Source organism: Paenibacillus jilunlii (genome assembly GCF_900102965.1).
Lineage (GTDB): Bacteria > Bacillota > Bacilli > Paenibacillales > Paenibacillaceae > Paenibacillus_AQ > Paenibacillus_AQ jilunlii.
The window spans coordinates 97,229-111,679 of record NZ_FNGM01000021.1 but is presented as its reverse complement, the minus strand read 5'-3'; the positions used below and the strand labels follow the sequence as shown (position 1 = coordinate 111,679).

Genomic DNA, 14,451 nt, shown 5'->3' with positions numbered 1-14,451 from the left:
CAAGGAATTATCCGGTATTAGCTACCGTTTCCGGTAGTTATCCCAGTCTAGAGGGTAGGTTGCCTACGTGTTACTCACCCGTCCGCCGCTAAGCCAGGTTGGAAGCAAGCTTCCAACAAGACTCCGCTCGACTTGCATGTATTAGGCACGCCGCCAGCGTTCGTCCTGAGCCAGGATCAAACTCTCCAAATTGGTATTTAGAAAGAGCGATTGCTCATTTTGAAACATCTGACGAGAATTTTCATTCTCATGATAAGTATCCAAAAGCGTGAAACACGCTGTGAACCTTATCTATTTTGGATCTCACTTGCGTGAAATCCCACTCACTCGTTGTTCAGTTTTCAAAGATCAAGCTCGTCGTCGGCGCCGATTATCTCGTCACCAGCAACTCTTATAATATATCATGTTCGGCCGATTAATGCAAGCTCTTTTTTCAACTTCTTTTCGAGCTCGGCGTTGATGTTTCTTGGCCGGAATAAGAATATACCATGTATAGCGATTCATTGCAAGCATTAATTTTCATCTTTTTAGAATTCACTCTGACATTGTGATAGTAAGCTTTATAAAGTCTGCTATGAAACTTTTCCCGATCACCTACGTCCATACAGTATGATGCCCATTATCCGCAGAATCATTCTAATCAGAAGGAGGTGAGTGTTATGAAGACACTTCACGATCTCTAGCTTCCCTTCCTAATAAGGAGGTTAGAGTCACAATGAGCCGAAGTGTAAAGAAACACCCTGTATGGAATGATCAGTGCTCCCCGGCTTCTGTCTGGGCAAAAAGACAGGCGAGCAAAGCCGTCCGCCGCTACACGCGCGAAACCTCTAACGGCAAATGGTACAGAAAAGTCTACTCCCCTTGGAATATTCGCGATTACAGCTTTTACAAAACAAAGCAGCAGGCGATTCACGATTGGGAAACCTCTGATTGGGAGAGACAAAGAAATCCCTCGCTCGCTCAGGCTGTTATGGACTGGTATAAGATGTACAAAAGAAAGTAAGCCGATTCTATGTAGGTAACGTAATGAATAGAATGAACATTTAAAGATCCCCCGGCAGGGAAGCGCCGGGGGATCTTTTGGGCAGATAAGGTTAAGCTCTTAAATGAATCCCGAACGTGGCAATCTCGCAAGGTCCAAGCTCCAGCAGATGTCGGGAATCACCCGAATCCGGCAATGGAGCCGTACTTTCTTCCAGGATGCCTGTGCGGTACAGATGTTCATGAGGCAGATCCAATTCTACATTCAGCTGTGCCTGTGAGCCGCTCATGTTATACCAGCGCAGCAGGAGGTCTCCGGTGGTTTCATTCATTTTCATAGAAGAAAATGCAGCTTCTGTGCCTTTCCAGCTCAGCGGTGAATAACCCGAGGCAATGGTCCCTGTGTGGATATCCGTCTGGAAGGTAGTCCACGGAGCCTGAAACTGGTATGCCTGAGCATATGCGCCTGAAGTAACACCGTCTCCAGTATGCGGAATCAGCATCAGCTGTGCGGTATGCTCGCCGAGGCATTGTGCCTCCGGTGTCGGGAACCAGCCCCAGTCGCCCAATTCGCCTACGCTGCGAAGCAGGGTAACGGCAATTGTATTACGTCCATCACGCAGCACTTCATATTCATTCAGTCCGAGATTGGCTACAGTCATGCCTACCTGGGCACTGCTAACGTCCACAAAGGACTGCTGATGCTGAGTGTTGCTCGGGTTCTGCCATTCTGCCGCTGACTCGTTGTCCCGCTTGGCAATTTCGAACATGGAATCGGCATGATGCACCGGGGTCTGCAGATCCGTAGGGAACAGCATACGCACACGGTGATCCTTCGCGACATTGTTGATTGTGGATTCAATATGCAGCCCTTTGCCTTCACGTTCCAGCGAAATCACCGTGCGAAGCTGCAAAATCACAGTCTCGCTGCTGCGCTGTGCTGTACGTTCCGGATAATAGACCAGCGCCCGCTGTTCTTCGTTCAGTCTGGCGTCTGCCGAAGCGGGGATCTCCCAGGCATGCTTAATCTCAATGGACGCCCGGAAAGGCGTATCTTCGGTTACATTTATCGCTGCTCTCAACCCTTTGGTAGTCAAAGGAATCTCGCCATCGGGCTGTCTGTACATATATTCGTTGCCGATGTCTCCGGTATTCTCATAGATGCCAAGATCATGGTATACCGCTCCGCTCTGCTTGTGATGCAGGCTGAAGGAGCCGTCTGCGGCGACTTCAACACGAACTGCGGCATTTTCCAGCACATGCCCGCCGCTCAAGAGCGAAGGCTCAGCCGGAGCTGCTGCCGCTTGCTGTGTGGTCCAGGCATAGGCGCGAAGTCCAAGCGCCGGAACTTCAGCCGCTTCGAAGGTGAGCTTGACTTTGCGGCACATGTAAGGCTGGCGGAACTTGTCGTCCGGCAGATCGTAGCCGAATTCAAGGCCCAAATCCTCCACAGTGCAGGCCAATGCCTGACCGCCGTCATCCAGCAATACCCGGCCGGAGAGATCGAATTCCTGCATTCTGCGGGAGGTCTCTTCCAGGCCGTAGCCCTCACGCAGGTACAAGCGGGCAGCGTCGAGTTCAATGCTGACAGTGCCCGTGCGGCTCCAGCCTGTAGTATTCATCACCACAAAAGGAACAGCTTCCACAGCGCCTGCAAAAACAGTGGTATCCACAGCCCCGGCGATAAATCTGGCGCTGTCTTCTATGATGCTTTCTGCTACGTGGCGGCTTTTATCAAAACGGGTCACCATCTCGCGGTGCACCTCGTCTACACTGCAGCCGCAGATGCTGTCATGCGGATGGTTCTGCATCAGCGTCTTCCAGGCGTAGGTAAAAAGATGATGCGGATATTCTTTGCCGGCAAGCCCCGCGATGGACGCCAGCGGCTCGGCTACTTTTTCAAGCAGGGTCTGGCCCTTCTGGTTCATTTGCTTCAAATACACACGGGCCGAAGCCGTATTGACAAGTGTCCCCCAGCCGTCGGTCCGCTGGCTGCGCAGCTCGCCTGTAACGGAGGACAGCTCCAGTGTGCCGGATTCGCCCCCCTTTTCCAGTTCAGCATTCAGCGCGTCCAGGTAATCCGGGAAGTTGGAATGAACGAACTCCACCTCGGGATACAGCGCCTGCGCGGCAGCAATTGCTTCCGGCAAATCGAGCTGCAGCGGCTGATGGTCACAGCCATTCATGAACAGCAGTTCGCCTGTGGAAGCATATTTTTCCGCATCTGACAGCTTCCGGTCCCAAAACTCCCGCGCAGCAGCTTCGTCCACCGGAACTTCATTGCCGTTGGAATACCAGTTGGCGAAGAGGATGCCAAGAATACGGGAACCGTCCGGCCCTTCCCAGATCAGCTCGGAGAACGAAGACTCGTAGCCGCCGTCCGATACGGTATTATTGAAGCCGGTAGGCTTCACGCCTCTGCCGAAGAAGGCATTGCGGATGCCGGATTGGAGCATGAGCTGCGGCGTCTGGCCGACGAGACCGAAGGTATCGGGGAAGTAGCCGATTTTGGACGGCTCGCCGTATTTCAGGGCATCCTGATGGCCGATCTGCATATTGCGCACATTAGCCTCGCCGCTCGTAAGAAAAGCATCCTGCAGAATGTACCACGGGCCAATTAGAATCCGCCCGGCCTGGATGTGCTGCTCCAGACGTTCCTTGTTCTCGGGGCGTACCTGCAGATAATCCTCCAAAATAATGGTCTGGCCATCCAGATAAAAGCTGCGGAAGGCTGTACTGCTGTCTAATTTATCGAGTAATGCATCCACCAGCTGCACCAGACGGACATGATGCTTCTCGTAAGGCAGATACCATTCCCGGTCCCAGTGGGTGTGGGAAACGATATGTGCGGTCTTTTTGCTAGTCATGAACCCCATCTCTCCCTTAGTTCTTGCTCAGTGTATTGTAATCGCAGTTTCTTCCGCTCTGTACACAGAAGTCAGCTGTCCTTGCTTATCTGCCGCAAACAGTACGGAACGTTCTTTCTCAAGCCGGAAGCTGTAGCTTACACCTGTCCGCGGGTCTTTGACTTCAATGTCTGCGTCCCAAGCGTATTCGGATACGAAGATGTAAAGCGCTCCAGCGGCAAAATCCAGCTTACGCCCGTAGATGCCCGGCAAATCGCCCCCGCTGATCCATTCCAGTCCTGCAGAAACGCCTGAGCGTTCCGCCGCATGGCGGTAAAGTTCAGCGATGGGTTCGTCGCGTTCATTCAGTTCCAGCGGAAGCGGGCACCAGATCAGGCGTCCCTTCCCAAGCGGGAGATCCATTACGGTGTCTCCAGGCTCTGCTGGTTGGGCGGCTGCGGGTTCCCGCACCTGTACTTCTTTTACAAGTTCAGCAATCCGGCGCTGCCCGTAGGAAACGGCAAAGGTTCTACCGTCAAGCTTCATACGTTCCTCGCGCCGCACATTGCCCAGTTCACGCGTGCCGAGAAGCTCCACGAGACGTTCGGAAGGCTGCCAGTAGGAGTTGAGTCCCAGCGTACCTGTTACCAACAGCACTGCACCAGTGCGTTCCACGAATGCAATCAGTTTTTCCATCGCGCTGTCATCCAGATTATGTGCACTTGGCAGCAAAATCAGCTTGGGCGGCTGGGCTTCCAGCGCTTCCAGACCATACTCCGAAACGCCACGGAACGGCAGGCGCAGCTGGTAGGACAGAATGCGTGTCAGCCGGGTAGTGGCTTCATAGGCGAGCTTGCGGTTGGAGAAATCGTTGGAATACGGGAAAATAACGGCGATATCCTCAAGCTCCCGTCCCGCAAACAGGGCCCCGGCCTCCGCCATGAAACGCCCGAAATCATACGAGACATCCGCCTCCGGCTTCTCGGTGCCATCCGCGCGCAGTGCGCCGATCTGCGATTCATTGGCATTATCCATATAAAAGTTGGTGTTCCAGATCCACTGAACCGCTCCCGCTCCGCCTGCAGCAAAGGCATAGGCATACTTGCGTTCCAGGATGGAGCGCAGCTCTTCCTCGGTTCTTTTGGCGCGCCCGTCGGGGGTTTCGACATACATAATTCCGGTTTCCTGCACCAGGTTCGGCTTGTTCTCTGTTTTGGCAAAGATTCCGCTCCACAGCAGATTGTCGTTCAGCCACCAGCTATGGACAGTTGTGTAATCTACAGCCTGTTCGTAAAAGAACGGCGAAGGCCTTTGCGCGCCCAGCGCCTCGTCCTGGCCTACGGTCACCAGCTGCGCGGGATTCAACTCCTTGATTGCTCCATATAGCTCCTTAGCCCAAACGTTATGCATGTCCATGGAAAACAGGCAGTAATCGAGCCAGCGGGTTCCGCGTTTGCCCGAATGAATATCCTGGATGCTGAAGTTGATCTCCGCTTGCTCCGGGGGACGTGCCGATGCGAAATCGGGCAGCTCCAGCGGGGTCATATTCCAGCGCTCCTGAAGTACGGCGATGCTGCCATGACGCTGCTCCAGCCAGGCGGAAAAGGCCTGCTGCTCATAAGGGTCCCCCGCAGTGCTCGGCCCGTCCGAGAAGATGCGCGGCGGATCGAACATTGACGGCTCATTAATTAAGTCCCAATCCACATGTGTGGTATGAACGTGCCGGGCAACAATGGAGCGGATAAACCGCTTTTGTGCCTCTACGCTGCGCGGGTCCAGATAAGGGTTGCGCCCCTCCCAGGTCTCCGGTGTAAAGGAGAAGAAGGTAAAGGTCACCTGGAGGTCATGCTTCTTGGCCGTCTGCAGAAAAGCATCGATGGCCCGCATCACCTCTTCAGAGGCATGGCCGTCGACCTGCATGATATTGCGGTAAGCGGTCCAGATGCCGGTGCGGATCCAGTTGATTCCGGCTTTTTTCATTTGGGCCATATCGCGGTTCCAGACGGCAACGTTCGGCAGGAAAAGAAACTTCCGCGCCACATCCGAGGTCATATAGGTCATGCCTACAACCGGAAGAGGGCGTCCGTTCTTCTGAAAGTAGTCCCGTCCGGCAGTGATAGGCTCTCCAGCCGAGAGCAATGCCGCATCATAGCTCCAAAAGCCCTGGCGCAGCACACGCTGCTCGCCGTCCACCGCCTCGGCATGGCAGACCAGGTCATACAGGCCCGGCTCCAGCTCGACAGGGATTGGCAGCCGGAAAAAGTTCATTTCGGTGCCGGCCACGATCTCGCAGCTGTGCTCGAAACAAGGGGATGCCGATCCGTCCTTCTGCAAAGAAAACTGAAGCCTCCAGGTTTCCTGGCCAGCACCGGTGCGGCTAAGTTGCTGGCTTTGCAGGCTGATAATTGGCCGCTCGCCCTGCTCATAAGAGGCGTAGTTCGGCTTTAGCCACAGCTCGGTGACGCCTTTGGCGGCAAAGGCCGCGCAGGCAGCGAGCAGCTTCAGCCCTTCATCTCCGCAGTGCTCAGGCGTAAGCCTCTGGCCGATGAAGATCCAGCGCGCTCCGGCGAAGGGGCCGCCGACATGCTCCCACAGCACAGCGGGAGCAGACACCTCACGGCCTTCCGCCGAGATGCCCTTCAGCAGCGGATAGATCCGGGTGTCCATAGGGCCGCTTGCGCCCATTTGCTCCGGCAGATCGCTGCTTTTGGTCACATGGGGCACCAGATTCCAGGTGTCCGCCGGTGCGAGCAGTCCCTCGCGGCCTGCGAACAAAGGGATGTCCGCAAGGGCGGCGTGAGACTGGACACGCCCGCCGTCCACCCGCAGCGCTTCATGAATATGAAGCTGCCGGTGGTAGGCGGTCTGCTCGGCTTCCGCCTGCCAGACGCCATTCTCGCAGCGCACCGGAACCTTGAACGGTGCGCCGCCGATGTTCAGCAGCCCGCCGCCCCGCTGAAGGTAGGCCAGGATCGAGCCCCAGGCCTCCTTCGGGAAATAGGGGGCGTGCAGGTTGATAAAGCATGCGCCAGGCCCGGCAGCATCCAGTGCCGGTGCCAGCTGCTCCGCACCGGCAGTATGGACAGCATGGGCATCATGGGCGGCATGCTGTAATCCGCCAAGACGCTCCGCCTGTTCCTGTATCCGTCCAGCCGAGGCAGTATAGCCGGGGAACAGCGGGTCGCTGAACAGAATCACAATGCCCGCACTCACAGCTGTCCATCCTTCATCATCCGGTACACCAGCTGGGAGAACAGGCTGTTCGACCAGGCGAACCAGCTGCGGGTGAACACGGACGGGTCGTCCGCATGGAAACCTTCGTGCATGAAGCCGGTATCCGCGTCTGTGCTTTCCAGCAGAGCGACCAGCTCCAGCTTTTCCTCCACAGATTGTGCAGTAATCCCCTGCATGGACAGGGCCATATGCCAGATATAATCCTTCGGTGTATGCGGGCTGCCGATGCCTTTCGCGGCGGTTCCTTCATAATAGAAAGGATTCTCTTTGCTGAGTGCAAACCGTCTGGTGTTCTGATAAACCGGATCATCCGCCGTGGTATAGCCGAGATACGGAATGGAGATCAGCCCGGGGGTTCCGGCATCATCCATCAGGCAGTAGTTGCCGAAGCCGTCTGTCTCATAGGCATAAATCGGCCCAAACTCAGGGTGGCGGTAAATTCCGTACAGCTTGATCCCGTAGTCGACCTCGAATTCCAGCTCTTTCAGTTCAGCCAGCAGATCCATGTCCCTGAACACCCACTCGGCGAACTCCTGCATCTGGCGCAGGGCTACAACAGCAAACATATTGCCCGGGATGTTGTAGTGGAAATCGCAGGCATCATCGCTGGAGCGGAAGCCGGACCAGATCATGCCTGTATAGTTCACCGGCATGCCCAGTCCGCTATTGCGCAGCGAGTCCTCAGGAATGCCATTGTTGCGGGTGAAGCGGTAAGGCGACTGTTCGAAGTGGCGCTGCTCTCTGCGGAACAAATCAATAATCGTACGCAGGGCAGACTTGAACTCCGCATTGAAGAAATCAGTAACACCGGTTTCCTTCCAGTAGGTATAGGCCAGCCGCACAACGAAGCAAAGCGAGTCAATTTCGAACTTCCGCTCCCAGACCCACGGGGACATCTCCGTGACATCGGTGGTGTTCCAGTGCCAGTCATTGGCCGACTCATTAAAAGCATTGGCGTAAGGGTCAATGTGGATGTACTGGATATGACGTTTGATCAGACCGCCGATGATGCGCTGGAGGTCCGGGTCATTTTTGGCTAAGGGAACATAATGAATGACCTGCTCCACAGAGTCGCGCAGCCAGGAAGCCGGGATATCTCCGGTAATGATAAAGGTCGTACCGTCATCAAGCAGCTTGGTGGTCGTCTCCAGCGTATTGGGAAAACAGTTTTTGAACAGCTGCAGCAGCTTCGGACGGTGGGCCAGCTTCTCTTCAGCTTCAGCCAGCACCTCCTGTACGGCATGCGGCAGCGTAAGCTTCGGCATCGGGATTTTCGGTAGTCTGAATTGTTCCAAGGAAGGTACACTCCTTATGTTCATGTAGGTAGAATAGTCATGTGTTTAAAGACAGGGGAGCCGGACAGATCAACTGATACGGTCTATGGCCCCGGTTTAAAGTAGTTGGGTGGCGGTTGAGCCTTGAGCGAAGTGGAAAAACTCCCACTATTTACTGCTGTCGGCCCCTCTATAAATAAATACTGGGAAAAAGTAAACTTAATCAGCCCTCCGAGGCTAATTTTCAATCAATTTCACCAATTTAGGTGGAGTAATTCCCACTAATTGCTAGTGAGCAGCGGTTTTTGAGTAAAATAGATGGAGAAATTCCACTTAGCCACTCATGGGTACACTTAGGTACACTTGGGCACACTTGGGCACACTTATGGGAACACTTAGGTACCTTATATGCAAGGCAAAGTATGAGTTTATCGGATGTGCAGGGTCTTGATCTCAAAAGGGGCGAAATGCAGTTCGAATTCACCATCGTGATGGGCTACAGGCTCCATCTCCTCTTCCAGGGCATTCGATATATAAATTTCGCTAAAAGGCTGATTCCAGGCTAGCTTCACGGTTTCGCGCCCGCCGGAGGATTCATAGAGCCGCAGAACACTGCCGCGCCCATCCTCAGAAGGCTTAACTGTATCCAGCACAACATGCTGCCCGCCAAAGCCGATAAAAGCTCCCGTGGACGGCAGCTGTCCGGTCGTCTTCCCATCAGCAGCGATAACCGGAACCTCATGATTCAGCTCTGCGGCCTTGCGCAGCGTATGCGCGCTGCGCCAATCCCCGGTGTGAGGATAGAGAGAATACGTAAAGTCATGGGCACCCTGGTCCGCTACTCTGTCAGGCCATTTCGGCGCACGCAGCAGAGACAGGCGGATGGTGCTGCCTTGAATATCGTAGCCGTATTTGCAATCATTCAGCAGGCTGACACCGTAGCCATATTCGGATACATCGGCAAAACGGTGCCCGCAGACCTCATATTGCGCCTGCTCCCAGCTGGTATTGCGGTGCGTCGGACGTTCCAGCGCTCCAAAAGGAATCTCATAGGTCGCCTTGTCTGAAACCACATCGACCGGAAATCCAACCTTCAGCAGCTTGTGGGCTTCGTTCCAGTCCACATGTGTCTTAAAGTCGATTCTGCGGTCGTCCGCATACAGGATCAAATCCTGTGTGATTTCGGATTGGCCCAGCTTCCAGCGGAATCTCAGCACATCCCGGACTTTGCCGGCCTGAAGCACATATTTCTCCACCAGCTCCGCCTCACCGGCGGGCTGGGCTTCATAACGGTTGTCAATATCCCAGGCATCCCAGAGCGTCGGACGGTCATGGAAGAAGTGGAACCGGTTGGCGCGTCCGCCTGGCTGCACGATTTCACGGCCTGCCGATTTGTCGAACAGGCTGGTGATTTCGCCCCGTTCATTGAAGGCAAGGCGATAGTGCGGCGTTTCCCAGCTATCATTTAGTTCCTTTCTTTCCGGTATGCAGTCCGTCATGCTGTCCGTCATGCTCATGTCCTCTTGTCTAAGCCATACCGTCTTATAACCAAAACCCGGAATGGACGGGACATGAATATAAGCAGTGATTTGGCCTGTAGCTTGTTCTGTTGCTCGTTCTGTTGCTTGTTCTGTTGCTCGTTCTGCAGCCCGTTCTGTAGCTTGTTCTGTAGCTTGTTCTGTTGCTCGTTCTACAGCCCGTACTGCTGCTTCATCCGCAGCGGACAGACCGGCAGCAAGATCCACATGCAGTGAGCGTCCAGCCTCGTCATAAGCCGCCCAAGTCTGGCCTCCCGGCAAGTGAATCGGAACTATGGCATCCCGTGCCCAGCCGAGGCTGTTGAACAGCACGTAAGGTGTGCCTTCGCCTGCTGTTGCCACCTGGGATGCCAAGGCCTCCAGCCCCGGCTGGAGCGACGATTTCCCAAGGGCAAATACCTCGCGGTATTCCTTCTCTGAGGTTTCATAGGCTTCGGTGATGGCCGAGCCGGGAATAATGTCGTGGAACTGGTTGAGCAGCACCAGCTTCCAGCCCTTGTGCAGCTGTCCGGCAATGCTGTGCTGCAGCTCCGGCGCCATGGACGAAGCTGCCAGCGTCTGCCACAGCTCCGCCTCGCGGTACAAAATCTCCGCCTTGCGGTTATTCCGTTTGTTGCGCCCGTGTGTGGTATAGGTGCCCCGGTGCAGCTCCAGGTACAGATCGCCGCGCCATTCCGGCAGCTGATGCTGCCGCTCCCCGATGCCGGAGAAGAACCCGGCAGCATTGCTGAACGTACTGGCAGGCTGGCCGACCATCAGTTCCGCACGGCGGATGTATTCCAGCATCTCGCGGGTCACACCGCCGCCGCCATCGCCATGGCCGTAGAGCAGCATCTGCTCGTTGTGGATATTTTTTTCACGGAAGGATTGCCAGTGATCGTGGACATCCTTCGGCAGGGTATTCTCGTTCACCCCATGGTTGAGATAGGACAGCATGGAGGTGCCGTCAATGCCGACCCAATGGAACAGATCGTAAGGGAACACATTGGTATCGTTCCAGCCGAGCTTCGTGGTCATGAAATAACGCACGCCGCCATGCCGCAAAATCTGCGGAAGCGATGCGCAGTAGCCGAAGGTATCCGGCAGCCATTCAATGTCCGAGGTTTTGCCGAATTCCTCCAGGTAGAAACGCTGCCCATAGAGCATCTGGCGCATTAGCGATTCTCCGCTCGGAATATTGAGATCCGGCTCCACCCACATGCCGCCGACCAGCTCCCAGCGGCCTTCGCGGATTCTCTCTTTGACCTTGGCGAACAGAGCCGGATCGTTGTCCTTGAGATATTCGAACAGCTGCGGCTGGCTCTGGGCAAATTGATATTCCGGGTATTCCTCCATTAAGGCGTTCACGGTTGAGAAGGTGCGGCTGGTCTTCCGCACGGTTTCCCGCGCGGGCCACAGCCAGGCGATATCGATATGCGACTGGCCGACCATATGGATGGTGCCCTCTGCATTTCCGCCAATCCCTGCAATCTCTGCGCGCAGCTTCTCTTCAAGGGCGGCGACAGCACTGCCTTCACGGACTGCGGTCTCATTCACATTCAAAAATTCATCGATTACGCGGTACAAGGCTTCAAGCATCCGGGTCCGGCGCATATCCGCTTCCGGCAGCAAAACTGCCGCATCGCAGACGATTACGGTGCTGTACATCAAGCTCTGAACCGGTTCATTCACCAGTACAAGCACAGTGCGGATAGCCCGGATCGGCGGCTGGATGACCGCCTGCTGATTCAGCGGGTCCACTGGCTCCGGAATCGGATCGAACAATTCGATTTCCAGCTCCAGCGGTCTTCCGTCCGAAGATGCCTCAAGGGTGACAAAGGTGTGGTTCCGGTCCAGTCCCTGGCGTGACTCTCCGTTCACCCGCAGCAGCCCCTCGCCTCCCGACTCAAAAATCAGACCCGCCCGCTGCCCGGCCCATTCCGCAGGTATCGCAAGTGTGCGCCGAAAAAAGTAAGTGGTTCCTTGAACGCTTGGAAACAGGGTGAAATCCCCGCCCCCGGTATACGGCCGCATTCCGTCATATTGACCCGGCACGGTATACACCCCAGCCTGAATATCCCAACCCTCAAGCGTATGCTGTTCCAGCCATTGCCGCTCGGACAGCTCACGGATAAATCTTCTAATCCGTTCCATGTGTACCCTCCATGACATTCAAGTCTTGTTCCAGCACATCATTAACATGGCTGCCCACCAGTATCTTAAAGGCTCCCGGTTCTACGACAGGCTGATAGTCCGGGCCGATATACTGCAGCTGCTCCGCGCCGATTTCGAATTCCACAATTTGCGATTCGCCCGGAGACAGCGTGATTTTGCGGAAGCCTTTCAATTCCTTGGCAGGTCTTGAAACCTTGCTGGCGATATCTGAGATATACAGCTGAACTACCTCAGCTCCGGTAAGTTCACCTGTATTCTGCACCCGCACGGTTACCGTTGCGGTTTCGTCAGCAGCAATCGCCTGCGGCTCCACCTTGAGGTCAGAGTAGCTGAAGCTTGTATAGCTCAATCCGAACCCGAACGGGTAACGGGGCTGCGAGTCCGCTTCAAGATATCTTTTGCCGCGCGAACGCTTGCCGTTGTAGTACACAGGAAGCTGGCCTGCATCCTTCGGCCAGGAAATCGTCAGCCGGCCCGAAGGATTCACGTCACCGAACAGAATATCCGCCACCGCATGTCCGCCCTCTTGACCCGGATACCAGGCCTCCAGAATGGCATCGGCATGTTCTTCAATCCAAGGCTCGCTGACGGGACGGCCGTTGATATAGACCACAACAAGCGGCTTGCCCAGCTTATGGATCTCTTGGACCAGCTCCAGCTGCACACCCGAAAGAGCCAGCGAGATCCGGTCAATGCCTTCCCCGCAGTCCATATCGCTCCAGGAATGCTCCGTCACCTTCGAAGCTCCGGTCTTCAGATCAATCGTGCCTTCCCCAAAATCGCGGGCGCTTGACCCGCCGAGCACCATCACCACGGTATCGGCCTGCTCTGCGCAGGCGAGCGCCGCTTCGAAGCCTTCCCTGGAGTCGCCTTTGATCCGGCAGCCCGGGGCATACAGCACCCGCTCCGGCCCAAGCTTGCTGCGCACACCATCCAGCACGGTTACGATGCTTGAGCGCTGCTGCGGCGAGGTATAGTCGCCCAGCTGATTGTAAGGCGCATCGGCGTTCGGCCCGATCACGGCAACCTTCCCGGAGCCGCCGGTGCCGCTGACGGCGCTGCCTGCATTTCCTATGCCGCTGGAGCTGTTTGCGCTGCCAGTACTGCTAGAGCTGCCGGTCAGCGGCAGCCTGCCGCCTGCGCTGTCAGTGCCGCCAGTACCGCTGGAGCTGCCGGCCAGCGGCAGCATGCCGCCATCATTCTTCAGCAGAATGATGCTCTCGGCGGCCAGCTTGCGGGCAAGCTCCCGGTGCTTCACGCTGCCGATGAACTTCTCTGCGGCATCCGGGTCGGCGTACGGCTGCTCAAACAGGCCGAGCTTGAACTTCAGCTCCAGCACCCGCTGCACGGCACGGTCCAGAACCGCCTCCGCGAGCTTGCCCGTGCGGACAGCGTTCACCAGATGCTTGCCGAACATCGCGCCGGACATCTCCATGTCGATACCTGCGTTGATTGCCTGCACCGAAGCATCCAGTCCATCCTCGGCTACGTCATGGCCGGCGGCCAACATCTCAATCGCGCCGCAATCGGTGATCACAAGACCATCGAAGCCCCAGGCTCCGCGAAGAATATCTTCCATTAGTGCAGTATTCGTCGTGCAGGGCACGCCGTCGATTTCATTGTAGGCGGGCATAATGGAAACTGCGCCCGCTTCAACCGCCTTCTTGAACGGCAGCAGATCGACTTCAAGCAGCTCGCGCCAGCCCATATGCACCGGCCCGGCATTGCGGCCGCCCTCGGAGCTGCCGTAGCCGACGAAATGCTTCAGCGTGGCGCCTACACTTTCCTGGCTGCTCAGCGATTCCCCCTGAAGCCCCTCTACAGAGGCAACGGCCAGCTCGCTGATCAGATAGGCATCCTCGCCAAAGCACTCCTCCGTGCGCCCCCAACGGGGATCGCGCACGACATCAAGCACGGGCGAATAGGTTACCGTTCCGCCCTGGCTCCGCGTCTCCAGGGCCACCGCCCGGCACATTTCCCGGTACAGGTCCACGTTCCATGAGCTTCCGAGCGACAGCGGAACGGGGAATACGGTAGCTCCAATCGCCATATGGCCGTGCGAGCATTCTTCTCCGATCAGGATCGGAATCCCCAGCCGGGAATTCTCGATGGCATAACGCTGAAGGGCGTTCACCGCCTCCGCACCCTGGCGCGGGGACAGCCCGCTGGCCAGCGTCACTCCGGTCCACGGGTCGGCGCGAAGCATGCCGTACAGCGAACCGATGCCTGTCTCCGCCACCTGGCGTTTGAAGTCTTCCGTGAGCGTAATTTCTCCATCTGTATGTTCATAGGCCTGCCAGCCGAAGGGTTGAACCAGCTGCGCGGCCTTCTCTTCCAAGGTCATCAGTCCCAGCAGATGCTCCGCCCGTTCTGCGGGCGGCCTGCTTGGATCTTTATAGATCATTCACTGCACTCCCTCTCTGC

General features: G+C 56.1%; 6 protein-coding genes and 1 rRNA gene. 1 reads left to right on the top strand and 6 read right to left on the bottom strand.

Features of this window, described 5'->3' with window-relative positions:
- Positions 1-192, bottom strand: a 16S ribosomal RNA gene (locus BLQ82_RS26550); the annotation flags it as partial.
- A 523-nt stretch (positions 193-715) separates the two neighbouring features.
- Between BLQ82_RS26550 and BLQ82_RS26545 the strand changes: the two genes are divergently transcribed.
- A complete protein-coding gene (locus tag BLQ82_RS26545; protein WP_062524455.1) occupies positions 716-1,003 on the top strand; it encodes a hypothetical protein in 288 nt (95 codons plus the stop codon).
- Between the two features lie 91 nt (positions 1,004-1,094).
- Here the strand turns inward: BLQ82_RS26545 and BLQ82_RS26540 are convergent, their stop codons facing one another.
- The 5 genes from BLQ82_RS26540 to BLQ82_RS26520 all read right to left on the bottom strand — a co-directional run bounded on the left by BLQ82_RS26540 (position 1,095) and on the right by BLQ82_RS26520 (position 14,431).
- Complete coding sequence (locus tag BLQ82_RS26540; protein WP_062524453.1) at positions 1,095-3,848, bottom strand: alpha-mannosidase; 2,754 nt, start codon at positions 3,846-3,848, stop codon at positions 1,095-1,097.
- Positions 3,849-3,875: 27 nt separating this feature from the next.
- On the bottom strand, positions 3,876-7,040 hold the full coding sequence (locus BLQ82_RS26535; RefSeq protein WP_074648665.1) for an alpha-amylase family protein: 3,165 nt from the start codon (positions 7,038-7,040) through the stop codon (positions 3,876-3,878).
- Entirely contained in the window at positions 7,037-8,356 is a 1,320-nt protein-coding gene (locus BLQ82_RS26530) for a glycoside hydrolase family 125 protein (protein WP_062524451.1), read from the bottom strand. The genes BLQ82_RS26535 and BLQ82_RS26530 overlap by 4 nt, the downstream gene beginning before the upstream one ends.
- A gap of 407 nt (positions 8,357-8,763) precedes the next feature.
- Positions 8,764-12,006 carry an alpha-mannosidase gene (locus BLQ82_RS26525; protein ID WP_062524450.1) on the bottom strand — a complete coding sequence of 1,081 codons (3,243 nt, stop codon included), beginning with the start codon at positions 12,004-12,006 and terminating at the stop codon, positions 8,764-8,766.
- Positions 11,993-14,431, bottom strand: coding sequence for a glycoside hydrolase family 3 N-terminal domain-containing protein (locus tag BLQ82_RS26520; protein WP_062524449.1), 2,439 nt, complete (start codon positions 14,429-14,431; stop codon positions 11,993-11,995). The genes BLQ82_RS26525 and BLQ82_RS26520 overlap by 14 nt, the downstream gene beginning before the upstream one ends.
- Between the last annotated feature and the right edge of the window lie 20 nt (positions 14,432-14,451).

Excerpts from the sequence above, each read along its gene's own strand:
- BLQ82_RS26545 (WP_062524455.1), top strand. The coding sequence starts at position 716 with ATGAGCCGAAGTGTAAAGAAACACCCTGTATGGAATGATCAGTGCTCC.
- BLQ82_RS26540 (WP_062524453.1), bottom strand. The coding sequence starts at position 3,848 with ATGACTAGCAAAAAGACCGCACATATCGTTTCCCACACCCACTGGGAC.
- BLQ82_RS26525 (WP_062524450.1), bottom strand. The coding sequence starts at position 12,006 with ATGGAACGGATTAGAAGATTTATCCGTGAGCTGTCCGAGCGGCAATGG.
- BLQ82_RS26520 (WP_062524449.1), bottom strand. The coding sequence starts at position 14,431 with ATGATCTATAAAGATCCAAGCAGGCCGCCCGCAGAACGGGCGGAGCAT.